At 55.7% G+C, this 25,073-nt stretch carries 19 protein-coding genes; 10 read left to right on the top strand and 9 right to left on the bottom strand.

All coding sequences use genetic code 11. From position 1 onward, the window contains the following. Positions 1 to 181: 181 nt before the first annotated feature. Both LKO31_RS03575 and LKO31_RS03570 read left to right on the top strand, forming a co-directional pair. Positions 182 to 589: a glycine zipper 2TM domain-containing protein gene (locus LKO31_RS03575; RefSeq protein ID WP_227688701.1), complete on the top strand. Its 408-nt coding sequence runs from the start codon at positions 182 to 184 to the stop codon at positions 587 to 589. A gap of 240 nt (positions 590 to 829) precedes the next feature. Next, positions 830 to 1,402 (top strand): hypothetical protein, encoded by a 573-nt coding sequence (locus LKO31_RS03570; RefSeq protein WP_227688700.1) that lies wholly within the window; start codon positions 830 to 832, stop codon positions 1,400 to 1,402. An 18-nt stretch (positions 1,403 to 1,420) separates the two neighbouring features. On the opposite strand, the gene LKO31_RS03565 is transcribed toward LKO31_RS03570, so the two are convergent. Then, positions 1,421 to 1,633: a DUF2061 domain-containing protein gene (locus LKO31_RS03565; protein ID WP_227689560.1), complete on the bottom strand. Its 213-nt coding sequence runs from the start codon at positions 1,631 to 1,633 to the stop codon at positions 1,421 to 1,423. A 31-nt stretch (positions 1,634 to 1,664) separates the two neighbouring features. Then, positions 1,665 to 2,426, bottom strand: coding sequence for a uracil-DNA glycosylase (gene ung / locus LKO31_RS03560; RefSeq protein WP_227688699.1), 762 nt, complete (start codon positions 2,424 to 2,426; stop codon positions 1,665 to 1,667). Between the two features lie 106 nt (positions 2,427 to 2,532). Between ung and LKO31_RS03555 the strand changes: the two genes are divergently transcribed. The 3 genes from LKO31_RS03555 (at position 2,533) to LKO31_RS03545 (ending at position 5,023) form a co-directional block, all read left to right on the top strand. Then, positions 2,533 to 2,865 carry a phosphoribosyl-ATP diphosphatase gene (locus LKO31_RS03555; RefSeq protein WP_227688698.1) on the top strand — a complete coding sequence of 111 codons (333 nt, stop codon included), beginning with the start codon at positions 2,533 to 2,535 and terminating at the stop codon, positions 2,863 to 2,865. A gap of 18 nt (positions 2,866 to 2,883) precedes the next feature. Next, positions 2,884 to 3,264: a histidine triad nucleotide-binding protein gene (locus LKO31_RS03550; protein WP_227688697.1), complete on the top strand. Its 381-nt coding sequence runs from the start codon at positions 2,884 to 2,886 to the stop codon at positions 3,262 to 3,264. A gap of 235 nt (positions 3,265 to 3,499) precedes the next feature. Next, complete coding sequence (locus LKO31_RS03545; protein WP_227688696.1) at positions 3,500 to 5,023, top strand: amino acid permease; 1,524 nt, start codon at positions 3,500 to 3,502, stop codon at positions 5,021 to 5,023. A gap of 66 nt (positions 5,024 to 5,089) precedes the next feature. Here LKO31_RS03545 and LKO31_RS03540 read toward each other — a convergent pair whose 3' ends face one another. Together LKO31_RS03540 and LKO31_RS03535 are read right to left on the bottom strand one after the other, a co-directional pair. Beyond that, on the bottom strand, positions 5,090 to 6,280 hold the full coding sequence (locus LKO31_RS03540) for a multidrug effflux MFS transporter (protein WP_227688695.1): 1,191 nt from the start codon (positions 6,278 to 6,280) through the stop codon (positions 5,090 to 5,092). A 269-nt stretch (positions 6,281 to 6,549) separates the two neighbouring features. Continuing rightward, positions 6,550 to 6,852, bottom strand: a complete 303-nt coding sequence (locus LKO31_RS03535) for a hypothetical protein (RefSeq protein ID WP_227688694.1) — start codon at positions 6,850 to 6,852, stop codon at positions 6,550 to 6,552. A 177-nt stretch (positions 6,853 to 7,029) separates the two neighbouring features. On the opposite strand from LKO31_RS03535, the gene LKO31_RS03530 reads away from it, so the two are divergent. Continuing rightward, complete coding sequence (locus LKO31_RS03530; RefSeq protein WP_227688693.1) at positions 7,030 to 8,616, top strand: leucyl aminopeptidase; 1,587 nt, start codon at positions 7,030 to 7,032, stop codon at positions 8,614 to 8,616. 129 nt (positions 8,617 to 8,745) lie between these two features. Continuing rightward, positions 8,746 to 11,325 (top strand): ATP-dependent chaperone ClpB, encoded by a 2,580-nt coding sequence (clpB, locus tag LKO31_RS03525; protein ID WP_227688692.1) that lies wholly within the window; start codon positions 8,746 to 8,748, stop codon positions 11,323 to 11,325. Positions 11,326 to 11,402: 77 nt separating this feature from the next. Here clpB and LKO31_RS03520 read toward each other — a convergent pair whose 3' ends face one another. The 4 genes from LKO31_RS03520 to xseA form a co-directional block, all read right to left on the bottom strand. Beyond that, positions 11,403 to 14,426 carry a TonB-dependent receptor domain-containing protein gene (locus LKO31_RS03520; protein ID WP_227688691.1) on the bottom strand — a complete coding sequence of 1,008 codons (3,024 nt, stop codon included), beginning with the start codon at positions 14,424 to 14,426 and terminating at the stop codon, positions 11,403 to 11,405. Positions 14,427 to 14,796: 370 nt separating this feature from the next. Next, entirely contained in the window at positions 14,797 to 17,694 is a 2,898-nt protein-coding gene (locus LKO31_RS03515) for a TonB-dependent receptor plug domain-containing protein (protein WP_227688690.1), read from the bottom strand. Positions 17,695 to 18,134: 440 nt separating this feature from the next. Further along, positions 18,135 to 19,076 (bottom strand): M23 family metallopeptidase, encoded by a 942-nt coding sequence (locus tag LKO31_RS03510; protein ID WP_227688689.1) that lies wholly within the window; start codon positions 19,074 to 19,076, stop codon positions 18,135 to 18,137. Between the two features lie 58 nt (positions 19,077 to 19,134). After that, the gene (xseA, locus tag LKO31_RS03505) at positions 19,135 to 20,718 is read right to left on the bottom strand and encodes an exodeoxyribonuclease VII large subunit (protein ID WP_227688688.1); all 1,584 of its coding nucleotides are present in this window, start codon (positions 20,716 to 20,718) and stop codon (positions 19,135 to 19,137) included. Here xseA and purD point away from each other — a divergent pair. After that, a complete protein-coding gene (gene purD / locus LKO31_RS03500) occupies positions 20,717 to 21,994 on the top strand; it encodes a phosphoribosylamine--glycine ligase (RefSeq protein WP_227688687.1) in 1,278 nt (425 codons plus the stop codon). The genes xseA and purD overlap by 2 nt on opposite strands. Before the next feature lie 69 nt (positions 21,995 to 22,063). After that, on the top strand, positions 22,064 to 22,669 hold the full coding sequence (locus LKO31_RS03495) for a hypothetical protein (protein ID WP_227688686.1): 606 nt from the start codon (positions 22,064 to 22,066) through the stop codon (positions 22,667 to 22,669). 91 nt (positions 22,670 to 22,760) lie between these two features. Here the strand turns inward: LKO31_RS03495 and LKO31_RS03490 are convergent, their stop codons facing one another. After that, positions 22,761 to 24,083, bottom strand: coding sequence for a hemolysin family protein (locus LKO31_RS03490; RefSeq protein WP_227688685.1), 1,323 nt, complete (start codon positions 24,081 to 24,083; stop codon positions 22,761 to 22,763). A 238-nt stretch (positions 24,084 to 24,321) separates the two neighbouring features. Here LKO31_RS03490 and LKO31_RS03485 point away from each other — a divergent pair, with 238 nt between their 5' ends. Beyond that, positions 24,322 to 25,011, top strand: a complete 690-nt coding sequence (locus tag LKO31_RS03485) for an OmpA family protein (protein ID WP_227688684.1) — start codon at positions 24,322 to 24,324, stop codon at positions 25,009 to 25,011. Positions 25,012 to 25,073 lie beyond the last annotated feature (62 nt).

The following is a 25,073-nucleotide window of genomic DNA, read 5'->3' as shown; positions in this document are numbered from 1 at the left end:
CGTAAACTTCGGCAACTTCCAAATTCAATGTCCCGCTAACCCCTGAAAATAGCGCGCCTTTTTCCACCCAAGGGAACTCCCAATTTTCTGAGCAGTTATCTCCTTGATGCCCAGCCGCCCATCGCGGCCTAACGCGGCCCAAAACCGGCCAAAACTGGAACATCATGACAGGAGAGCAAAAATGACCAGCCTCAAAAGCGTCGCAAAACTCACCCCCCTCATCCTCGCCAGCGTGGCCCTATCCGGCTGTGAAAGCGGCCTCGGCGGGCTCTACAACGACAATGGCCGCTATGATCGCGGCGGCGGCTATTATGCCGACGACCATTACCGCGACGGCGACTATCGCGAACGCCGCTTGGGCGATAATGACGAAATCTACCGTGGCCGCGATGGCCGATATTATTGCAAACGCTCGGACGGCACGACCGGCCTCATCGTCGGCGGCCTCGCAGGCGGCGTCCTCGGCAATGTCATCGCCCCAGGCGGATCGAAAACCTTGGGCAGCCTGATCGGAGCCGTCGGCGGTGCCGTCGCGGGCCGCGCCATTGAAAAGGGCAGCGATGGCCGCAACAACGTCCGCTGCCGCTAATCCCCACGCGAAAAACCGAAATATTGGACCAAAATCACCGGTCCTATTTGGGCAATCCCCCTCGGACGGGCGCTCGGCCACCAACAGGGCGCATAATCTGGCCTAAAATTAGGCCCCAATATCAAGATCTAAACGGGGTGATGCACGATCAAACGTCCATCACCCCTTTTCATTAAATTAAGAACATAATAAGAACATCCGAAACACGTCATCACAGCCCATGACGAAAGAAGGATGCCCATGCCCGCGCGCTACACCTACAATCTGGCCCTCTCGCTGCCCTCCCCCGACAGCCGCCGCCTCACCGCCGCTTTGCGCGCGAAAATCCAATCCCCCCGCCAAATTCCGGCCGCTCAAACCACTGATTTTCCAGAAATCTTCTATGCGCTCAACATCGGAGAACTGGCCCAATCCGACCTTCCCCACCCCTTCCTGCGCCAACGCCTCACCGCCGCCTTGCCCGAAATGCTACCGCCCGCCTTCGCGCTCCAACAAACCCGCATCACCGCCATCAACCAAGCCGCCGCGCTATCGCACCCCACCCCGCAAAGCCTACGCGATATCAATCACTTCATCGCCGCGCTCACCCCGCACCTCGCCGCCCAAAATCTCACCGTCACGCCCATCCGGCCCCATATTCCCCTGCCCATGCCCGCCAACGCCAAAACCGCCATCCCGCAACATTTTGGCTGGACAGCGGAACATCTCATTTTGTCGGAATTTGATCAGTTCACCGGCCTGACGCGCGCGGTCAAATCATGGCCCCTCCCGCCCCCAATCCAAGGCAGCCTGCCCTTTCCCATCGCCGCCTAATATCGGGCGGCACGTCCTTTAGGCCGCCACAAACCGGAGATGACAGGCCCGCTCATCCGTCCGCTTCCACGCCTTTTCATGAAAGAAAAACGCCACCGCATTACAAATAGGCTCAATCACCGCGATCCCGCCCGCGACCACCAAAGACCCCGTCAGCGCATAAGCCACGCTAAACCCAATTATCAGGTGCAAGATCAGATAGGTAAGGGTTTTGGTCAAATCGCGTGACATCATTCAGACTCCGATAGGTCGAAGCCCCTTATTAAGAACCATTCGCAATATGGTCGAACGAAAGTTGTCGATCACTCTCATCGACCCATCCGTCATCCACCATATAAGGCAATTGCCAATCAATCGCTGATCGTCCGTTTTTAACCAAAAAATCATTAGCTTGGCTAAAGGGCTTGCTGCCGAAAAATCCGTGATAGGCCGACAAGGGTGATGGATGCGGCCCCCGCAAAATCAAATGCGGCCCTCCCTCGGCCAATATTTTGATTTTATCCGCTTTTTTCTGGGCATGGCTGCCCCACAAAATAAAGACTTTGGGCGTAGCATCCGCCGCGACCGCTGTCACCACCGCGTCCGTAAAGGCTTCCCACCCCCACCCTTTGTGCGAAGCCGGTTTGCCAGCCTCGACCGTCAGCACATTGTTCAACAGCAACACGCCCTGTTCGGCCCAATGCTGCAAATATCCATGCCGCACCGGCACAGCGCCCACATCATCCGCCAATTCTTTGTAAATATTCTTCAGGCTCGGCGGAACCCGCACCCCCGGCCGCACCGAAAAGCACAAACCATGGGCCTGACCCGCCCCATGATAAGGGTCCTGCCCCAAAATCACCACGCGCACATCCTGCGGCGCTGTCGCCTCCAGCGCCGCAAACCACTGGTCTTGCGGCGGATAGACCGTCTCACCCGCCGCCTGCGCACCCAAAACCCGCGCCACAACGCTGTCCAAGTCGCGGGCATCATAATATGGTGCCAAAACCGACACCCAATTCGTTGGAAGCAAAGCCTTCATCATCCACCCCTTCCAACAGACCCACCGAAAATTGTCCAGCACCCTTGTTCGTCATCCAAGCGAAAGCTAGGGAGGAGCTTAAATTCAACCGCCGCATAAAGGGATGCGCATGACAATTTCGGTCGGGGACGCTTTGACGACGCTGGAAGAGGTGGTGCACAGCCGCATGGCGGACGCCAATAAAACAGACAGCTATGTCGCCAGCCTTGCCGCCAAAGGGCGCAAGAAAATCGCGGAAAAGGTCGGCGAAGAAGCAGTCGAAACCATTATCGCAGCCTTGACGGAAGACGACAAAGCCTTGGTCGGCGAAGCCAGCGATCTGGTCTTTCACCTCACGATTTTAATGGCCGATCGCGGTCTTTCATGGGCAGATATCGCCGCCGAACTGACCCGCCGACACGGAACATCCGGCATCGCCGAAAAAGCCGCGCGCCAATCCTGACAGCATAAGGATTCACTCATGCCAATCGATGCCACCCAAGCTTATGACGACAACAATATTTTCGCGCGCATTTTGCGTGGGGATTTGCCGTCCAACCCCGTCTACGACGACGAATATGCTTTTGCCTTTCATGACATAAATCCGCAGGCACCATTGCATATTCTGGTCATTCCCAAGGGGCGCTATGTGAGCTGGGATGATTTCTCCGCCAAAGCAAATGACGCAGAAATTGCGGGTTTCATCCGCGCCGTTGGCCATGTCGCGCGCGAAAATAATCTCGTCGAACCGGGCTATCGTTTGCTGGCCAATATTGGCCAGCACGGCGGACAAGAAGTGCCGCACCTGCATGTTCACCTGTTTGGCGGTCAATTCATGGGCCCCATGCTGGCCCGCGCCTAAACCAAGCGCGACGCCACCATGTCGGCAGGAACGGACATCTCCGTTCGTGCCGCGAACATGCGCCGACAAGACATAAGCGCGCAGATTTGCACTCACAAACGCCACAAATGGCATGTCTCCGCCTGTCAAATAAGCGTCATCATGCGCCGAATTGCCGTTGCGCTAACGAACGGATCGACTAGGTTGTCCGCCACAACCAGGCCTAACCCCAAGGCCTGTAAAAGGGGGAATGTGAATGATTTTTGGTCGAGTCAAATCTCTCGACGCTATCTTGGCAACAGCCGAGAAAAAGTCGCTGCACCGAACGCTCGGTGCTTTCCAGCTAACCATGCTGGGCATCGGTGCTATTATCGGCACCGGTATTTTCGTTTTAACATCCGAAGCCGCACAAAAAGCTGGCCCTGGCATGTTGTGGAGCTTTGTGATCGCAGGGCTCGTCTGTGTGGTCGCAGCACTTTGCTATTCGGAACTCGCTTCAATGGTTCCGGTTTCGGGCAGTGCCTATACCTATACCTATGCTGTAATGGGCGAATTACTTGCATGGACCGTGGGCTGGGCGCTGATATTGGAATATGCGGTCGCGGCATCAGCCGTGTCCGTTGGGTGGTCCGGATATTTCATCGGATTAATGGCGACGGCTGGCGTTAACATTCCCATGGAAATAACGGTCGGCCCTTATGGTGGCGGTATCGTCAACCTGCCTGCCATGTTCATCGCTTTATTGATAACCGGCCTGCTGATGATCGGTACTACCGAAAGCGCGCGGGTGAATGCCGTACTCGTCGTCATCAAAGTCGCGGCGCTCAGCTTGTTCGTTTTTTTGACCATCCCGATGATCAAAGGCCAAAATTTTGAACCGTTCATGCCCAATGGCTGGTTTGGGCAGGTTGCGGGGCTTGGCGCTGTTGGGGCGGCCGCCTCAATCTTCTTTGCCTATGTCGGTTTTGACGCCGTCTCCACCGCAGCCGAAGAAACCAAAAACCCCCAGCGCAATGTCCCCATTGGCTTGATCGCCTCACTGGGTGTCTGCACCATCTTCTATCTGTTGGTAGCAGCGGGCGCCATTGGCACCTTGGGCGCACAACCCGTTACGGGCTTGAACGGCGAAATCTTGTCGCCAGGCTCCACTGCGATGGCACAACGATGCGCATCGTTGCTGGCCGTGGGACAGGAACCGCTTGTCTGCTCGCGCGAAGCCTTGGCCCACGTCTTGCGTGAAATCGGCCATCCTGCCATTGGCAACACCATTGGCTTGGCGGCATTTTTGGCGCTGCCATCGGTCATTTTGATCATGTTGTTCGGCCAGACCCGCATTTTCTTTGTGATGGCCCGCGACGGCTTACTGCCCGAGAAATTAGCCAGCATTCACCCAAAGTGGAAAACGCCGCATATTGTGACGATGATTACGGGTGCCGCGGTGGCTGTTTTCGCGGCCTTTTTGCCCGTGGGAAAATTGGCTGATATTTCCAATTCGGGAACGCTCTTCGCCTTTTTCATGGTGGCAATTGCGGTGTTAATGCTGCGCGTCAAAGACCCGCACCGCGTACGCCCCTTCCGCACGCCTTTTGTTTGGGTCATCGCGCCTTTGGCGATCATCGGCACCTTTGGTCTCTATTTGAACCTGCCGACCGATGCGAAATTGGTCCTGCCTGTTTGGGGCGGGATTGGTCTGATTTTCTACTTCCTTTATGGCTATCGCAAAAGCCATGTTGGGCGTGGAATCGTCGACGCACAGGACGACGAAATCGTCGCAAGCTAAAAATAAAGGGGGCCTGCGGGCCCCCTTCTTTTTCATTAACCTGTCCCCATCCCTATGGGGCCTATCTTATGGGGCTTGGGGCGTTTTTGGAGCCGTTCTGGGCCTTGTAAACAACTTCCCCCGCTCCGCCCAGAACACCAGCACCAAACATGTGATACCACAACCCAAGAAAGCCAGCGCCAACGGCAAGCTTGTTCCGTCAAACTGCTGTCCAATCAGCGCCCCTGTAACCGCCGACAACAGGCCCTTTGCAAAATTCTGATAAGATGATGCGACACCGGCAATATGTCCGAAATCTTCCATAGCAATCGAACCAAAATTACCGCCGATAAAGCCGATCAACCCGATATTGATCATCATCAAAATGGTGAATACGGTCAACGTTTCTTCACCACTCAGCGTCGCTACCAATTGAATCAGACTGGTGACAATGAACGCAAATACGGCGGTCTGCGATACACGCCGCGCGCCAAAACGCTCGACGATGGCGGCGTTGGAAAAATTGGCTATGGCGACACCGCTAGCCACGCACGCAAAAATAATGGGAAACATATCTTTGGCGTGAAAAAGCTCAGAAATAATCTGCTCGCTGCTGTTCACATAGCCAAAGAGCGCCCCCTGCATGGTCCCAGACGCAATCATATATCCTGCCGCACGGCGGTGGCGCGTCACCTGCGCCCATCCGCTCCACAGCGTTTTCCATTCCAAAGAACGCCGATCTTCCCTCGCCAATGTTTCTGGCAAACGACGTAGCCACAAAATCATCAGCACAGCCATCACGGCCAACACAATGAAAATCGCGCGCCATCCGGCCACGGCCGCAACCGCGGCGCCCAATGTCGGGGCCAGCACAGGAACGATCATAAATACCATGAAAACCAGCGACAAGCGCTTGGCCATAGCATCACCAGAGAATAGATCGCGAATGACCGCAACGCACACCACGCCCAAGGACGCCGATATCACCCCATGTCCGAAACGAAGCGCCAACAATGTCGAAAAATCGGTCGACAGGCCGCTACCAATAGCAAACAACACATAGGCCACCAATGTCGGGATCAACACCGGCCGCCGACCAAAGCGATCAGCCAATGGCCCGTACAGCAAAGATCCCGCCCCAACGCCCAGCAGATATATCGAAATAATATATTGCCGATGATTGGCTTGTGAGACGTGCAAAGCTTCGGATATCGCCGGCAGGGCGGGAAGCATCGCATCAATAGCCAAGGCATTTAGCGCCATGACCATTGCCATCATAAACACCAATTCCCTTGGTCCGGGCATAGGCACATGTTTTTGAGGCGATTGTTTGGAGGATTCGAAACTGTGGTGCATAGCCCGATGCTATGGTCCCCAAGCGGCCATTAAGAAACCCCCGATCGAGATAGGCCTGCCCGCTGTTGGCACCCAAAGGGCAGAAGATTAATTCAAACATCTGAAAACAAATAAAAAGCCGGACCAAATCGGCCCGGCTTAAATGAAATATTTATCCCGCTATGGTCCTTAATCCGCGCGGGCGGGGTGCCTCAGGCCTGACGTGTGCCTGTCATCGCCATGGAGCCAAAAGCGCCAGCCTTGATCGTGCCGGTCAAATTATCACCGTCAACCGTGGCTTCGCATTCCAGCGTCATCGGCATAGGAACCTTCATATTCATGGTCCAAGTCAGCTTATTTCCATCAACCTTGCCATTTTCGACGTCCATCGCGCCCATGGCGCCAGCATTTTGTCCAGTGAAGCTGTCGCCATCAACCTGAACGGAGAAAACCGATTTCTGATCACCCATGGGCGACTTGGTAACGCAATCATAATTGCCTGCAACACTGGCCATAGACCCTCTCCTTATTAAACATGATGTCAATTAACAATGACAGGCTTTTGTCAGGAATCAAGACCGTCACGTCCTCCCGCTATTAAAATTGCGCCCCCTCGTTTATTCACCCAGACATAGCGCCATCCGTGGCTTTCCATTCCGCCTTGTAGCGGTCGAATATCGTGGGGATTTTCTATGCACTATCAACATATTTTGAAGGCCGGTGGCATTGCCTTGGCAATGGCCCTTGCTGGGACATCCCCGGTTTCGGCCCAATATGTGGTTGGGTCCGGCGTCGCGCCCACCCAAAGGGATAACAGCGCCGAACGCCCGATCGGTTTTTCCGCCATCGCACCCGAAAATGGCACTTTGGTCATCATCACCCCCAGCGCCGACCTGCCATCGCTATCGGGCGTCAACCTGTCTGCAACCGATCGCGCCGCCATCCAGCGCGCCATATCGGACGCGCGTTTTACCGGCGCACAGTCCAGCAGCTTGGCGCTGCGCGGCATTGGGCCATATGGGCAAATTTTGCTAATTGGTCTGGGAACGGGCCGCGCAAAATTGGACTGGCAATTGGCGGGCGGCGCGGCGGCTAACGCCCTAGCCAATGACCCGCTTTCCATCGCGATTGCCGGCAGCACGGATGAAAATGCCAGCATCGACATCGCCGCCGGCTTTGGCTTGGGGCAATATCGTTTTGATCGTTATCGCACCGACCTAACACAGCCAGCCCCCACCGCCCCCGTCACCATCATTGGCCCGAACAGTACATCAGCCAAAGCCATATTTGACGTGCGCAGCATGGCACTGATCGACGGTGCGCGCTTGGCCCGCAACCTGTCCAATGAACCAGCCAATGTCATTTACCCCGAAAGCTTTGCCGCCCGCACGCGCGAAGCCTTTGCCGGCATAGCGGGTGTCACCATCGAAGTGTTGGACGAAGCCGCCATGCGCAAATTGGGCATGGGCGCGCTGGTCGGCGTTGGCCAAGGAAGCCCACGTGGGTCACGGCTCATTGCGGTGCGCTATCGCGGGCAAGGCTCGCCGGCTGCGCCCCTCGCACTGGTCGGCAAAGGCATCACTTTTGACAGCGGCGGCCTGTCGCTAAAACCCAGCAATGGCATGACTAGCATGAAGGGCGATACCGCTGGTGCAGCATCGGTGATGGGGGCGGCCCTCTCGCTCGCCAAATCACGCGCGCCTGTCCACATTGTAGCGGTGGCAGCGCTGGCCGAAAATATGCCCAGCGGCAATGCCCAGCGCCCCAGCGACGTGGTGCGCACTTTGTCGGGCAAAACCATCGAAATGACCAACGCCGACGCCGAAGGCCGTTTGGTGTTGGCGGACGCCAATGAATATGTCGCCCGCCACTATCAGCCCCGCACCATTATCAATATCGCCACGCTGACCGGCGCTGTCGTATCCGCGGTGGGCAATCAATATGCAGGCCTGTTTGCGCGATCAGACGCCACCGCCGACCAATTGGTCAACGCTGGTAAAATATCGGGTGAAAAGCTGTGGCGCCTACCGCTCGACAAGGCCTACGCGGATTATTTGCGTTCCGATGTGGCGGACATAGGCAATTCATCCGCATCGGGCGGCCCCGGCGCAACCTTGGGTGCGCTGTTCATCGATCATTTCGTCGATGCCAATATCGACTGGGCGCATCTGGACATTGCGGGGGTATTCCGCAGCGATAAAGCCGGCCCACTAACCCCCAAGGGCATGACCGGCTATGGCGTCCGCTTGCTGGACCAATTTTCCCGCGACGCGAAATAACCCCTGATTTCTGTCACTTCGTCGGCGGCTAAACCAAGCGTTCAGCCGCCGCGAATTTTCTTATGACACGGGTCTTGTGTTGCGTAATGGCAACACCATCTCTTTTGTAACGTAAAGGGATGTGCCTGTATGAACCTCGATAAATTCACTGATCGCGCCAAAGGCTTTTTGCAATCGGCGCAAACAATTGCGATCCGCATGAATCATCAGCGGATTAGTCCGGAACATATCGCCAAGGCTTTGCTAGAAGACAGCGAGGGCATGGCCGCCCGCCTGATCCAAGCCGCAGGGGGCGATGCGCCGCGCGCCATCAGCGGTATCGACGCCTTGCTCGCCAAGGTTCCCGCTGTTTCGGGTTCGGGCGCCCAGTCCACGCCAGGCCTCGACAATGATGCGGTGCGTTTGCTCGATCAGGCCGAGCAAGTGGCCGCGCGGGCGGGCGATGGTTTTGTCACGGTCGAGCGTTTGTTGCTGGCCATGGTGCTGGCCCCGACATCCGCCGTTGGCAAAGCCTTTGCGGATGCGGGCCTGAACGCGGATGCCCTCAACCAAGCCATCAATCAACTGCGCGGCGGCCGCACCGCCGACAGCGCTGGCGCCGAAGACAGCTATGAAGCGCTCACCAAATATGCCCGCGACCTGACCGAGGTCGCGCACAGCGGCAAGCTGGACCCCGTCATTGGCCGCGACGAAGAAATCCGCCGCACCGTCCAAATTCTGGCCCGCCGCACCAAAAACAACCCTGTGCTGATCGGCGAACCCGGCGTCGGTAAAACCGCCATCGCCGAAGGGTTGGCCCTGCGCATCGCCAATGGCGACGTGCCTGACAGCCTGAAAGGCCGCCGCTTATTGTCACTCGACATGGGCGCGCTGATTGCCGGTGCAAAATATCGCGGCGAATTTGAAGAACGCTTAAAAAGCGTACTCGACGAAGTGAAAAGCGCCGAGGGTGACATTATTTTGTTCATCGACGAAATGCACACATTGGTCGGCGCGGGTAAAGGCGACGGCGCCATGGATGCATCCAACCTGCTCAAGCCCGCTTTGGCGCGCGGCGAACTGCATTGCATCGGCGCGACCACGCTGGATGAATATCGCAAATATGTGGAAAAAGACCCCGCGCTGCAACGCCGGTTCCAGCCGGTGTTTGTCGGCGAGCCTACGGTCGAGGACAGTATTTCCATCCTGCGCGGCCTCAAAGAAAAATATGAACTCCACCACGGCGTCCGCATCACGGACGGCGCGATTGTCGCCGCCGCGACTTTGTCCAACCGCTATATTTCGGATCGCTTCCTGCCCGACAAAGCGATCGATTTGATGGACGAAGCCGCCAGCCGCATCCGTATGGAAGTGGAATCCAAACCCGAAGCCATCGAAAACCTCGATCGCCGTATCATCCAAATGAAGATCGAAGAATCGGCGCTGGGCAAAGAAAGCGATGAAGCGTCGAAAGACCGACTGAAAAATTTGCAAAGCGAATTGGCCAATCTGGAACAACAGTCCGCAGAACTGACCCAGAAATGGCAGGCCGAGAAAGACAAAATCAACGCCGAAGCCAAAATTAAGGAACAGCTGGATAGTGCTCGTATTGCGCTGGACCAAGCGCAGCGCAGCGGCGACCTCGCCAAGGCGGGCGAGCTTAGCTATGGCACCATTCCGACGCTGGAACGCCAACTAGCCGACGCCCAAGCGGTTTCCGCCAACGCCATGCTACGCGAAGAAGTCACGGCCGACGATATCGCCGCTGTGGTCAGCAAATGGACCGGCATTCCCGTCGACCGCATGTTGGCGGGCGAGCGCGAAAAACTGCTGCAAATGGAAAGCCATCTCGCCAAGCGTGTCATCGGCCAAGACGAGGCCGTGCGCGCCGTCTCGACCGCCGTGCGCCGTGCGCGGGCGGGCTTGCAAGACCCCAACCGTCCGCTGGGCAGCTTCCTGTTCCTAGGCCCCACGGGTGTCGGCAAAACCGAGCTAACCAAGGCGCTGGCGCGTTTCTTGTTCGACGATGACGACGCCATGGTCCGCATCGACATGTCGGAATTTATGGAAAAGCACAGCGTGTCCCGTTTGGTCGGCGCACCTCCGGGCTATGTTGGCTATGACGAAGGCGGGGTCTTGACCGAAGCCGTACGCCGCCGTCCCTATCAGGTGGTGCTGTTCGACGAAGTCGAAAAAGCGCATAGCGATGTGTTCAACATCCTGTTGCAAGTGCTGGACGATGGCCGCTTAACCGATGGTCAAGGCCGCACGGTGGACTTCACCAACACGCTCATCATCCTAACCTCCAACTTGGGCAGCAACGCCATCGCGGCTTTGCCAGACGATGCCGATGTATCACAGGCTGAACCCGCGGTGATGGAGGTTGTGCGCGCGCACTTCCGTCCAGAATTCCTGAACCGTCTGGACGAAATCGTGCTATTCAACCGCTTGGCGCAACAACATATGGCCGGCATTGTCGACATCCAACTTGCTCGCGTCCAGCGCCTGCTGAACGATCGCAAGATCATATTGGACGTCACAGATGCAGCACGCGCATGGCTTGGCCGCGTCGGCTACGACCCCGTCTACGGCGCCCGCCCGCTGAAACGTGCAGTGCAACGCTATGTCCAAGACCCCCTGGCCGACCTCATCCTACGCGGAGACGCGCTTGATGGCAGCACCGTCAAGGTCGACGAAGGCGATGGAGAGTTGAAGCTATCCCAGTCCTAATTTATAAATCTGCATCTATTAAAAAAAGGGGCGGTAGAATTACCGCCCCTTTCCTATTCTCGTTTCATGTCTCAAGCTTAGAATTTAACGCTTGCTCCAATACGGAACCTCCGCCCGAGCAACGCCGAGTTATAAGTAATCGAGTTTGCAAGCGGGTATGGCGGCTTAACGTCAAACAGGTTCATGACCGTAGCTCGGATCGTGAAACGATCGTTGACTTCCTGCGACAAACCAAGGTCGAATTCATAGAAATCGTCGACTTTGCTGATGCTCTGCGCGTCAGGAGCGGCCTCATTATTATATTTCGCGCCTGACATGAAACGACCGGTAAACGCGATTCCAGTACCGTTCATATCATAAGTTAAAGTAGCCAACGCTTCATGCTTGGAATAGCCGATTTCTCCGTCGAACGTATCGACCACATTGTTGAGCACGCGCTCATACTTATCCATGTAGAAATAGCGACCAAGGAAACCCAACGTACCAGAGCCGACGTTCATAGAGTAACGCAGCGAGGCCTGCAATCCAGCGAACCGAAACTCCGCCGCATTGAGGTAGCTGGTTAACGCGTCAACAATCTGGAAGGTCACAGGATCGCGTTCAAACCGAGAACAGTTTTCAGTATTCGGGTAATCACTGCTATCATAACACGATGCCATGATATCATCCAATGAAGCATCAATGATCGCGTCGGATATCTTGATATTTACCCAGTCAGCTGTGAGCACAAGACGAGGTGCAAATGTCGGCTCCAACACAAAGCCCGCAGTCCAAGACTTCGATTTTTCTCCGGTCAGGTTCATGTTTCCAGACGAACGGATCATTTGAGACGCATCAGCGATCGTCGACTCAAAACCTACGGGAATTCCTTCGGCCGCGCAGTTCGCAGCGCGCGCCGCTGGGTTTGTACCATCAGCAATAAAGTCGGCGTCACAGGGATCGTCAGCAAACGAAAACACAGATACTTCCGGCAGGAAGAGTTCAGTCACGGACGGTTGACGAACTGATCGTGTGTAGCTTCCCCGAACAGTCAATCCTGCAATCGGTGCAACTCGGCCTCCCACCGACCAGATCGTATTGGAACCTGAGCGGCTATTATCAATATAGCGCACAGAACCGTCAACTTCGGCCAAGTGAATGAAACCATTATCACTTGGCTGGATAATAGGCACAAAAATTTCGCCGAAAAATTCACTTGTACGGAATCGACCTGTTACTGGCGTAATCGCAACCGATCGACCGAGGCCGAGTTGCAGAAATCCATCTGGGGTAAAGCTTTGCTTTTCGGTACGGCGCTCATAACCAATGTTGAATGCTACTGGGTTCGCACCCAAGTTAAACAACTCTCCACCGACGTTCGCGTTCAATACGGTTTGGGTATTTGCAGATTCTGCAACAGTCATAGCTGTCACATAATCAATCGCGCGCTGATCGGGAGCGCCCTGCCCAAAAAGATTGAGCGGTACGCAACTTCCGGCTGGGTTAATCGAACCGGTGCCAGTCACATTCAGCGAACTCGCAGGGTCCACAGTTATACGACAAACCGGATCGCCGCTGACTGGGTCGGCGATCACATCCACAGCGTTCAGGAAGTTTTGATGGACCAACGACGTCTGATAGCTTGTCGATTTCGAGCGCCCCCATGCATATGAGACGTTCCAATTAAATGCACGATCACCCACATCGAAATCACCGCGGAGTCCAGTTACAGCGCGAAACAAGTCCATTTCCGAGCGCGCGGGATTTGTTCCGAGCAAATCCGTGTGCGCCCGTTGAAGATAGAATCGAGTATCATCGTTAACCCCGTCACCATCAGTATCAAAATTAGGACCATCAGCGCCGAGATTTTCGGGACGTAGAATGATGTCTCGAGCTTGGTTGTTGAGGAACGGGTTACTCACCAACATGCCAAGACCGACACTTTTCTCGCTGAACAAGGCTGAATTGTAAACTGGTTGGTTAGCCAATTCACGTGCTTTCACATGAGCATAATTCGCCTCGACGAACAGTGTTACGCGATCATTAACGTCATAATGTCCTAGCGCAAATGTTGTGAAGCGTTCTGTGTCTGACAATATTTGCGACACGTCATTGAGGTTAAATCCGTCACCACCCTCAGCATTCACAACTCCGCCTGTCGCGCTTCCAAGATCAAAGGCGACAAGATTACCGCTCCGGTCGAAACGGACAACATCCCCATCGGCGTTGGTGAAGCCACCGAAGCGCGGAACCCCGCCAATACCTTCACTCTCAAAAGTAGGCGCACCTCCAGCCGTAATGGCTGCAATACGGCGACCTTGATATAAGACTTGGCGGAATGGCGACGCTGCGGCGGAACGACGCGAATCAAAGAATAAACCTTGCCGCACACGATCACGGCTGTTGGCCATAATCCCGTCTGACTTATTATATTCTAGGTTGATCGCAAAATTCCCTCGATCTTCAGAAAAATTACTGCCGAGTGTCAGGCTTCCTGATACATTCGCTAAGTCGCCGCGCCCAGATAGCCCGTATGAAGCAGTTGCCTCGACGCCCTCAAAATTATCCTTCAGAATCAGGTTCACCGTTCCGGCGATAGCATCTGATCCATAGGTCGTAGCGCCCTTGACAGCGAGCACGTCAACGCGGTCAATCAGTGATACGGGTATGACGTTAAGATCGACCTGAAGCCCAGCTTCAGCGCCGCCAAAATTTGATGCAGTGTTGGATGAAATAAACCGACGTCCGTTCACCAATGTTAGTGTGCGTTGGGACCCGATACCAAACAGGTTCGCAAAATTCTGCCCCAAAGTGAATTCAGACTGGTCCCCAGCACCATTCACGGGAATGCCAAATCCAGGAATCTGTTCCAACATGTCGGCAACGTTGACCACAGCTCGACGTTTTAGTTCTTCCGATCCCACCGTTGCGATTAACGGCGCAGCCCCTTCTACCTCGGGACGGGCAATACGCGATCCGGTAACAACAATGGTGCTGGCGTCGTCAGCGTCGGTTGTCATCGACCCGCCGCTTTGCGCCCAAGCGGGTGTAGAAATCAGTGCTATACCCAATACAACTGGCGCAGAGCCAATCTTCAGCTTGGATAAGTATGTCCCGTTCATATTATTGCCCCTGTTTCATAAATGGATATGAAATCTGAACACCAAATGCGTAAATTTCCCGCAAAAGGTTCGATGGGGCTAAAAATGTAGTCTTGTTCATCTCGCGTAAAGGAAATTCACCAAAATAGTGGATTTTTGCCACGCGATTGTGCCCGAAATGCAACAAATATCGAATGAAATTACATCAATGACTATCTGAAAAAATAAAAATAAACAAATATTTTCATATATTTACTTAAAGCATGATGTTTATACTATAATATATATTAATATAATAATAACAACTTGTTACTCACAATTAAAGATCGCACAAAAAAAGGGCGGCATCGCTGCCGCCCTTCCGCAATTTTTTCACTATTCTCGTTGAGAATTAGAACTTCAACGAAGCACCGACATAGAAACGGCGACCGAACGGATCGTAAACGTCCGCTGCGGTTTCGGTACCCGTAATGCCTACCGTGAACGGCGTTCCTGGCAGGAATGGTGGCTTGCTGTTGAACAGATTGTCCACACCAGCATAGAGGCCGAAGTTCTTTTCTTCACCAATGTCTACGCGGGCTTGGATGTCGTGATACCAGCGATCACCAACCTTGTTCATTTCGTCCAGCGTCAGCTTGTCGCCGCCCACCTTCTGGCTTCCAACAAAGTCCAGATCACCAATCGCCTTGCTCAGGTAATTCACCTGCCAGCTAAAGGTGAAAGGCCCCTTCAGGTAGGACGCACGAGCCGAAGCACGGTGTTCCGACTGGCCAACCGTGCCCGCATAATCGCGCGCCGCAGCCGCAGGGTTTTCCTGAACGGTGTAGTCGATCAAATAGGTGTAGTTACCCGACAGTTCCAGACGGTCATCGCTCAGGATGCCCAGCGGGGTCGAATAGCGCACGCCAACGTCAATGCCGCTGGTGGTCAGCTTGGCAACGTTAATCAACTGGGCGTCAACACGGGTCACACGGCCCGTATTTGCGTCACGATAGACATTGTCACAAAATGCCGCATCGCCTTGCAACAGGCACTGCTTAATGGCTTCATTGCGTGCAACGATGTTGATTGCATCGTCCACCTTGATGTTGAAATAATCAACGGTCAGGCTGAAGTTCGGGATTTGAACCGGCTGAATAACTGCACCAACCGTTAAGGTCTTCGCCGTTTCTTCGCGCAGGTTGGGGTTGCCGCCAACAAAGCCATTGATGCCCTGTTGATCCGCCAGCGTGTAGGTGAACTCACCGCCACCCGCAATCGCCGCAGCAATAGCAGGGATCGCACGACAAGCAGCATCCGCTACGCCGTTGCTGGTGAGAGTGACACCTTGGCAGGGGTCATTAACCGAAGCGAAGGTTTCCGAAGGCGCCGATGCGAATTCCGAAATGTTCGGCGCACGGTTCGCAACCGAATAGGTCGAACGGAAGTTCAAGCCGCGAACTGGCGACCAGTCACCATTCACGCTCCACGACAAGACGCCGCCAACGCTTTGTTGGCTGTAATCCGAATAACGGACCGCACCACCAATCGACAGATTTTCTGCGAATTTCGTGTCACGCAGCAGTGGAACATTGACTTCGCCGAACACTTCCCAAACGCTGAACTTGCCGATGGTGTCGGGGATCATATTACCCGAGTTACCACCCGTGTTCGTCAGAATGTCGAGATCTTCGACGCTCTTTTCCTTGCGATATTCTGCGCCCAATACCAAGCCAACATCACCAGCAGGCAAGGCGAATGGCGTACCCGAAATGATACCAGACAGCACATGCTGCGATTGCTTGATCAAGGTCGACTTGGGAACAACAGCCTGCACATAGGCCGATGCTTCGGGGCTGGCGGTGCCATAACCAAAGATGTTGATGGGCGCACAGCCTTCGGCACGAGCCGCTTCGCTGCGGCAGACAATGTTGCCATTGCCGTCAACAATCGAGTCCAAAGCATTACGATAACGGTTGTTATCGATATCTTCGCTGGCCGTGTAGTCACGCAGCGAGCCATAAACATAGCTAGCTTCGAACTGCCACTTGTCGCTGATGTCACCCTTCAGGCCAGCAGCAACACGCCAGGTGTCACGGCTTGCGGTGTTCGAACGGTCGAATACCTCATTCTGGCGACGACGGAAGCCCAAGGACGTGATTTGGTTATCCGGATTGGCTGCGTTATGTGCCAAAATCTGATCGAGCACCGACTGTGGAAGATAAGCATTGGTGATCGGAATACCAACGGTCTTGGTGCCGTAAATATCATCGGTTTGCAGCGCCGATGCTTCCATAGCCGAGCTCGACTTGGTCTTGGCATAGGTCACTTCGGTGAAGGCCTTGATGCTGTCCGTCACTTCATAGTTCAGGATCGTGCTGGCCAAATAACGCTCCACTGGCACCGAAATACGGCGCACAGAGTTACGGTTGTACCCTTCGCCGAAGCCGTCGATCACATTATTGTTGCGATCAAAGGAGAAGGTACCTTCGTCAAAAATAGACTCGACCGCGTCACCCGCACTGTCCATGGCCGTAAAATTGCCTTGGGGCGAGAAAATCGAATAGGCATCTGGACCGCAAATGTCGTAATAACAGTCTTGCGACGAAATCGCCCGCTTGCGCGACAGCAAGCCCGTATCCTTATCATAAGAGAAGTTCGCGATGATCGAACCACGGTCATCTGCACCCCAGCTGGTACCAGCCGTGATGCTGCCGAAATAACGGGGGTTGTCGCCCTTTTCGGTCAAATTATACTGACCACGAACACGAATACCTTCGAAGCGATCCTTCATGATGAAGTTCACAACACCGGCGACCGCGTCCGAACCATAGATGGACGAAGCACCGCCCGTGGTCACGTCGATACGTTCGATGAAATCGGTCGGGATATTGTTGATATCAACCGCCGAAGTACCACCGATACCAGCAATGAAACGGCGGCCGTTCACCAGCACCAGCGTACGACTGTTGCCAAGGTTACGCAGGTCAACCGTTGCGACGCCATTCGCGCCGGTCAGGAAGTTCGAGTTGGTCCGGCTGTTGCCAACGCCGACTTGCGGCATTTCTTTCAGAACGTCCTGAACGTTGACCGAAGCGTCACGTTCCAGCGACTTATTGTCGATCATTGCGACCGGTACAACCGAATCCAGATCGGGGCGTGCGATGCGCGAACCCGTAACGACGATAGCTTCACTAACTTCGCTAGCACCCGCGTCATTTTGGGCGAATGCTGGAACCGAAACCAGCGCCGCACCCATCACAACTGGAGCAACGCCCAGTTTCAATTTTGAAAATTGGTTAAATTTCACTGTCTAACCCTTGCCATATATAGCGTTTGAGAACGGTGCCGGACGCGCAGCACACGCCCTTACGACTCCGAATGGCAACGGCATGGAAGGCTGTTCATTTATAGTAAAGGATAGACCTTATAATAATCATATATTTAGACAGAAATGTGACATTATGATCACACTCATTGTCGGATTAGATCATCGTTTCGTAAGAAACAAGATGCCCACATGAAATTTTCTTACAAAGATCATTTTATCCTCCTTCAAATTTTTTCACGGGCAAATCAAACCTCGAAATCCATCGCGAACGCATGAATCATCGTGCCGATTTCCATAAAAAATCAGTGCTTCCCTGATCGCACACCAGCGTCCTTCAGGGCAGCAGATTCGCTTTTTAGGGCGAATGTCGGTCAGGAAAATGTATAGAAAATGGGCTGATATCGCTTCCGCACACCCGCCTAAGCGCCCCCAGATACTCTGCGTTCGACAAAATCTCCGGGGTTCAGCCTCTGTCCCCGCCAGCTGACCCCCCAATGCATATGCGGCCCTGTCGCCCGTCCGGTGGCACCAACTGTCCCCAACCGCTGCCCCTGATGCACAATATCGCCCCGTTTCACATCCAAGCGTTGGCAGTGTAAAAATCCACTACTCAGACCCATGCCATGGGAAATAATCAACAAATTCCCTTCAAGTGTGAAGGGACTGGCGGCTGCCAACACTACCACCCCATCGGCGGGTGCCACAAAGGGCGTTCCCGCAGCAACAGCAACATCTGTGCCACTATGATAGCTTCCCGCTACCCCTTGATAGATGCGCTGCGCACCGAAAAATCCCGAAAAGCGACCTGTGACAGGCCATTGGAATATTTGCCGCCAACCATCTGACACGACCTCCTGCGCCCGCGCCTCTTGAATTTGGGCCAGTTCTGCCGGTCGCCGCCGTGTAAACTCTGCGCTGCTGGCGGCGGCCCCGCGCATCGGCGCGTTGACATGCTCAATCCGCCACTTTCCAGCAGAGACCGGCATGGCAAGCTGATGCTCCCGTCCGTCTTTCATTCGCACTGTCAGCTTCATCATGCTGGGTGCATCGCGGTCAAAGGCCATCAAAAACTGCCCGTCGTCCGCAACCGATATAGCAATGTCCCCCAACCATAAGGCTGCAACCGATGCTGGGCGATAGCCTTGCACAACGCCGCCTTGCTGCGCCGTCCCGCGCCATCGAAAATCCTCCAGTTTTGGCAAAGGTGCAACCACGCGGCTGCTCAGCTTTGCGGCATCCGTTGCCATAGCAGTCGGACCCTGACGTGCGGCCGCCGCCAGCGGCATCATGCTCAGCATGGCCAATAAGGGCCATCCGACCCAAGTCGCCATTACTCGCCTGTCATGACACTGCTCGCTCATGCTGATCATCCTATGTCCGTGCTGCCCTGATGCCTCGCCAAGGAACGGGACCATTCCCCTAAAATAATTCGCCTTGCGGCGTTGAGGAGTCAGCCTTGCCCGCCCTCTTTGCGGATTGGCCCTTGGTTCGTGGTTCTGCAATGCTGCGATCGTCATGGATCGCTGGCGCCGCGCCAAGACTCGACACGCGGACATCGCCGTCTGCGAATTGCAATTGCAAATGCCCCGCCGCCACGGCCGCTGCCGCGCTGCTGACGACATGTCCTTGACTGTCCCTTACCATCGCATAGCCACGCGATAAAAGAGCGCGCGGGTCCAGCGAATCAAGCAACCGCTGTAACCCCGCCAAACGCGCCTTTTGCTGGTCCCAATGGCGCGTCAATATCATGGGACGCAGCGCCGCTGCCCGCACCGCAAAACGTTCACGCACATGTTGCATCCGTTGATGCTGCGCCTGCCCCAAGCGCTGGCCCAGCGATTCCAATCGCAACGCTTGCCGTGCATAAAGCGCATCGTGCCGCGGCATTTGACGCGCCAAGCCCGTCAAGCGCTCGCTTTGACGATCGAGCCGCAATCGCGCTGCCCCTTGCAGCCTTTCGCCCAATTCATCCAATCTTTGTTGCTGCGGCGCATAAAGCATATCGCGGCGCGGCAAATGGCGCACCAACGCAGCCAATCTCTCTTGCCCCAAGGCATGATAGCGGCCAGCCGCGCCGACCAATCGCGCATTTGCATTGGCCAATTGCGCCAATAATTCGCTGCGCACGGGAACCGCCATCTCGGCTGCGGCGGTGGGGGTCGGGGCACGCCAATCTGCTGCAAAATCCGCCAAGGTCACGTCGGTTTCATGCCCCACGGCGCTGATCGTCGGAATACGGCAATCTGCAATTGCCCGCACCACCACTTCTTCGTTAAACGCCCACAAATCTTCGATCGATCCGCCGCCGCGCGCCACAATCAGCAAATCCGGTCGCCGCACCGGACCATCGCCGTCCAAAGCGTCGAAACCCTGAATCGCCCGTGCAATTTGGTTCGCCGCCCCTTCCCCCTGCACCAACACCGGCCAAACAATGACATGGGTGGGGCAGCGATCGGCCAAACGATGCAAAATATCCCGAATCACCGCGCCCGTCGGTGACGTCACGACGCCAATGCTTTGCGGCAGAAAGGGGCGCTGGTCATATTTGCGGTCGCGATCGAACAGCCCCTCGGCCCCCAATCGGGCCTTCAGCTTTTCAAACAACAGCATCAACGCGCCTTCGCCCGCTATTTCCATGCTGTCGACGACCAGCTGATATTTGGACCGCCCCGGATAAGTGGTCAGCTTGCCCGTGGCGATCACCTCCAGCCCATCTTCAGGCCGAAAGGCGATTCGCGCCGCCTGTCCCTTCCACATCACCATATCAATCAGGGCGTTGTCGTCTTTTAACGCCGCATAAAAATGGCCCGATGCGGCGCGTTTTGCGCCAGAAAGCTCACCGCGCACCCGCACACGGGCAAATCCATCTTCCACTGTTCGCTTGATTGCCGACGACAATTGGCTGACAGACATGGCGGGTGCATTGTCGCCGGGCTTTCCCTCAGCTAACAGCCGCGCGGCGGTGTCGCTGTCGGATGCCGGATCGGAAAAAGGGACTGACATGAATATCCTGCTTATCGGCTCGGGTGGGCGTGAACATGCGCTGAGCTGGCAATTGGCACAATCACCCAGTTGCACCAAGCTTTATGCGGCCCCCGGCAATCCGGGAATCGAATCCCATGCAGAACTGGTGGCCATTGGGTCTGACGATATCGACGCTATCTTGTCCTTTGTGCAAGCCCATAGCATTGATTTTGTTGTCGTCGGCCCCGAAGCCCCCTTGGTTGCTGGCCTTGGCGACAAGCTGCGCGCTTTGGCTGTGCCGGTGTTTGGCCCCAGCGCTGCGGCGGCGCAGCTTGAAGGGTCCAAGGGCTTTACCAAAGATCTGTGCGCCCGCGCAAACATCCCCACCGCTGGCTATGTACGCTGCGCCAGCAAAGACGCGGCGCTGGCGGCCTTGGCCAATTTCACCATCCCTGTGGTCATCAAGGCGGACGGTCTGGCCGCTGGCAAAGGCGTGATTATCGCCGAAAACCGCGACGATGCCGAAGCTGCCGTGGAAGATATGTTCAGCGGGGCCTTTGGCGGCGCTGGCGCGGAAGTGGTGATCGAAGAATTTATGACCGGCGAAGAAGCCAGCTTCTTTGCGCTGTGCGATGGCACCAATGTCATGCCCTTTGGCAGCGCCCAAGACCATAAGCGCGTCGGCGATGGCGACACGGGCCCCAACACCGGCGGTATGGGCGCCTATAGCCCCGCCCCCGTGCTGACCGCGGAACTGGAAGCGGAAGTGATGGACAAAATCATCCGTCCAACCGCCGCCGCCATGGCCGCCGATGGCATGCCCTATGTCGGCGTGTTTTTCGCGGGCCTGATGCTGACCGATCAAGGTCCCAAGCTGATCGAATATAATTGCCGCTTTGGCGACCCCGAATGCCAAGTGCTGATGATGCGCTATCGCGGCGATTTGGCCGCCCTGTTATTTGCCGCCTCCACCGGCAAACTGGATCAGGCCGAAGCACCACATTTTGCAGGCGGCTATGCCTTGACGGTCGTGATGGCAGCCAATGGCTATCCCGCCACCCCCGAAAAGGGCGGCGTGATCCGCAACATCGCCGACGCCGAAAGCGGCGGTGTACGCGTCTTCCACGCTGGCACAGCCCGCACGGACAACAGCATAGTGGCCACCGGCGGACGCGTCTTGAACGTCACCGCAAATGGTGTCAGCGTCACCGAGGCTCAGGCCCGCGCTTATGCCGCCGTGGACAAAATCGACTTCCCCACGGGTTTCTGCCGCCGCGACATTGGCTGGCGCGAAGTGGCCCGCGAAGCAGAATAAATTGCCTGCCACGGCATGATGTTGGCCCAAGCCGCACCATGCCGTGGTTCGCCAAGCAGGAGATAAGCCATGATCTGGCTGCAAGAAAATTGGGTGATCGCCGCCATTGTTGCCGTGATTGCCATCATCATCATCGCAATGCTGCTCCGCCGCCCCAAGGTGGACGTGACGGACATTGCCGATGACATTGACACCAAGGCCGCCGCCAAGGCCGCGCCCAAGCCCAAACCGCTGGAACCCGTAAAGCCCGACATTGTCGCGGCCGAACCAGCGCGGTTCAAACCGCTGGAAACACCGCAAGCCGCACCCGCAGCGGCCCCAATTGATGACACCATTGCGCCTGAAGTCCCCGCCTCCATGCCGGACAGCGCTCAGGCATCGGCAGCAACCATAGGCGCTAGCGCCGAAAACAACACCGCGCAAAGCGGCGACAATTTGCGCCTGATGAAGGGTCTCGGCCCCAAATTGGCCACCTTGCTCAACAGCATGGGCATCACCCGTTTTGACCAAATTGCGGCGTGGACGGATGCTGATATCGCCCGCATCGACCCGCAATTGGGCAGCTTCCAAGGCCGCATCGTCCGCGACAATTGGGTCGACCAAGCCCGCTATCTTGCGGCCCGCGACAAAGCGGGCTTTGAAGCCAAATATGGTGCGTTGGGCGGCGATATTTAATCCACCCCATTTCACACAAGCCCAACAAAAACGGCGCTTTCCATATGGGAAGCGCCGTTTTTGTTGGGTCCATTGGGTCAAGCGTGGCGGGTCAATCGCTGCTGCTTTTGTCTTTGTCGTCCACCAAACTGACCAATAATTTGTCAATTTTTCGGCCGTCCAAATCCACCACTTCGAAGCGCCAACCGCTATCGATAAAGCTCTCTCCCTCAGCGGGTAGATGCTTCAACATGGCCAACACATGGCCTGCTGCCGTGGCGTAATCGCGGTCATCATCCAAGTCGATACCCAAACGCTCGGCCATCTGGTCGGCGGGCATCGAACCCGCGATCAAGAAGGAACCATCCTCGCGTTCCGTGACAAAGGGCTCGCTGCCAATATCCATGTCCGAGGCAAATTCACCCGCTATGGCTGACAGCATATCGGCGGGCGTCACCAGTCCTTCAAAATGACCATATTCGTCATGAACCAGCAACATCGGAACCTCGGCAGCGCGCAAGCCTTCCAACGCATCCATGGCATCCATCTGGTCGTGAATCATCTTCACTGGACGCATCAAACGCTCAAGATCCCATGCCTCCCCCTTGAAAAAGGCCGAGGCAATATCGCGGGCCTGCACAATGCCAACAATGTCATCCACCGAACCGCGCGCCACAGGCAAGCGGCTGTGCGGGGTTTCCAGCAATTTCGCACGGATGGCGACGGGGTCCAGCGACAAATCCACCCAATCCACGTCCTTGCGCGGCGTCATCACTTCGCGGACGGGCCGGTCCGCCAAGCGAACGACACCCGAAATAATCGCCCGCTCATTTTCCTCAATCACGCCGGACTTGCTGGCTTCGGCCACAATCAAATGCAATTCCTCGGCCGTGACGCGGTCCTCAGATTCGCGGTTTAGCCCCAGTAACCGGAACACCACGCTGCTGCTGGTATCCAGCAGCCACACCAAGGGCGCGGCGATGCGCGACAAATAGAACATAAAGGGCGCAACCACCGTCGCCACCCGTTCGGGTTCCCGCAGGGCAAATTGTTTCGGCACCAATTCACCAGCAATCAATGATGCATAGGTGGTCAGCGCAATGACGATCATGAATCCGGCGGACTGCGCTGTACGCTCTTCCATTCCCGTCCATACGGCCAAACGCTCGCCGACTGGGCCGCCCAAGCTAGCACCTGAATAAGCACCAGCAACAATGCCGATTAACGTGATGCCCACTTGGACAGTGGACAAAAATCTTCCGGGGTCTGCGGCCAATTTACGCGCAATGGCTGCGCCGCGCGATCCGCGCTTTTCTGCGGTTTGCAAGCGCGAGTCTCGGGACGAGACTATCGCTAGCTCCGACATGGCAAATACGCCGTTTAGCAGGACGAGGAATATGATAATTGCCACGTCCGACCATGGAAAAGGGGTCATTGGGCGTTCAAACGGCGTGTTTGCGCCCTGCCCCTGTCAGCTTCGGTCATGCGCAAATATAAAGCAGGAAAAAAGATTCTTTTCAATGGGCCTGAAAAGATCATCAAATTTGCACCTGCTCAGCATCGGTTCAGTCAAATTCTGGAACCAGATGACGCAACATCTGTTATCGGCACAGACCAAAAGACAGATGAACCGACTATAATAGAATTTGATCGTTAAAAGAGGGAATGTTCGGATGAACTATCACAGCATCAAAATCGCCGCATTGGCCAGCATCGCCGCCATTACCATCAGCGGCTGCGTCACCGATCCTGAAACTGGGAAAAAGACCATCTCCAATTCCGCCATTGGCGGCATCATTGGCGTAGGCGGCGGCTATTTGCTGGGCGACCTGATCGGCGGACGCAATGACCGCACCGAAAAGATTTTGGGCGCTGGCATTGGCGCGATCGCGGGTGCAGGCATTGGTCATTATATGGACCAACAGGAAAAGAAGCTGCGCGAGCGCACCGCTGGCACCGGCATTGATGTCGAACGCCAAGGCGACCAATTGGTCCTGAACATGCCCGGCGACGTTACTTTTGATTTCGACAGCGCCGTCGTCAAAGGCGAATTTCGCAGCACGCTGGACAATGTGGCCGCCACTTTGGTGGAATTCCCGAACACCTATATCGACGTTTACGGCCATACCGACAGCAAAGGCAGCGACAGCTACAACCAAGGCTTGTCGGAACGCCGCGCGTCGGCCGTCGCTGACTATGTTTCGGGCCGCGGCGTGCAGCGCGCCCGCGTTGCCACCGTTGGCTATGGCAAAACCCAGTTGAAATGTGTGCCCGAAGTCAGCGCCGCCGATTTCCAATGCAACCGCCGCGTTGAAATCCGCATTTCGCCCGTCACACAGTCGGACGTTGCCGCTGTTAACTAAGGGCGTCCGCTCGACAGCATATCAAAAAGGGCGCGGCCATAACGGCCGCGCCCTTTTTACTT

The organism is Sphingopyxis yananensis (genome assembly GCF_020687785.1).
GTDB classification, from domain to species: domain Bacteria; phylum Pseudomonadota; class Alphaproteobacteria; order Sphingomonadales; family Sphingomonadaceae; genus Sphingopyxis; species Sphingopyxis yananensis.
This window is presented reverse-complemented; position numbering and strand designations above follow the sequence as displayed.

Coding starts and splice junctions, on each gene's coding strand:
- LKO31_RS03575 (WP_227688701.1), top strand. CDS start 182: ATGACCAGCCTCAAAAGCGTCGCAAAACTCACCCCCCTCATCCTCGCC.
- LKO31_RS03570 (WP_227688700.1), top strand. CDS start 830: ATGCCCGCGCGCTACACCTACAATCTGGCCCTCTCGCTGCCCTCCCCC.
- LKO31_RS03565 (WP_227689560.1), bottom strand. CDS start 1,633: ATGTCACGCGATTTGACCAAAACCCTTACCTATCTGATCTTGCACCTG.
- ung (WP_227688699.1), bottom strand. CDS start 2,426: ATGATGAAGGCTTTGCTTCCAACGAATTGGGTGTCGGTTTTGGCACCA.
- LKO31_RS03555 (WP_227688698.1), top strand. CDS start 2,533: ATGACAATTTCGGTCGGGGACGCTTTGACGACGCTGGAAGAGGTGGTG.
- LKO31_RS03550 (WP_227688697.1), top strand. CDS start 2,884: ATGCCAATCGATGCCACCCAAGCTTATGACGACAACAATATTTTCGCG.
- LKO31_RS03545 (WP_227688696.1), top strand. CDS start 3,500: ATGATTTTTGGTCGAGTCAAATCTCTCGACGCTATCTTGGCAACAGCC.
- LKO31_RS03540 (WP_227688695.1), bottom strand. CDS start 6,280: ATGATGGCAATGGTCATGGCGCTAAATGCCTTGGCTATTGATGCGATG.
- LKO31_RS03535 (WP_227688694.1), bottom strand. CDS start 6,852: ATGGCCAGTGTTGCAGGCAATTATGATTGCGTTACCAAGTCGCCCATG.
- LKO31_RS03530 (WP_227688693.1), top strand. CDS start 7,030: ATGCACTATCAACATATTTTGAAGGCCGGTGGCATTGCCTTGGCAATG.
- clpB (WP_227688692.1), top strand. CDS start 8,746: ATGAACCTCGATAAATTCACTGATCGCGCCAAAGGCTTTTTGCAATCG.
- LKO31_RS03520 (WP_227688691.1), bottom strand. CDS start 14,426: ATGAACGGGACATACTTATCCAAGCTGAAGATTGGCTCTGCGCCAGTT.
- LKO31_RS03510 (WP_227688689.1), bottom strand. CDS start 19,076: ATGAGCGAGCAGTGTCATGACAGGCGAGTAATGGCGACTTGGGTCGGA.
- purD (WP_227688687.1), top strand. CDS start 20,717: ATGAATATCCTGCTTATCGGCTCGGGTGGGCGTGAACATGCGCTGAGC.
- xseA (WP_227688688.1), bottom strand. CDS start 20,718: ATGTCAGTCCCTTTTTCCGATCCGGCATCCGACAGCGACACCGCCGCG.
- LKO31_RS03495 (WP_227688686.1), top strand. CDS start 22,064: ATGATCTGGCTGCAAGAAAATTGGGTGATCGCCGCCATTGTTGCCGTG.
- LKO31_RS03490 (WP_227688685.1), bottom strand. CDS start 24,083: ATGACCCCTTTTCCATGGTCGGACGTGGCAATTATCATATTCCTCGTC.
- LKO31_RS03485 (WP_227688684.1), top strand. CDS start 24,322: ATGAACTATCACAGCATCAAAATCGCCGCATTGGCCAGCATCGCCGCC.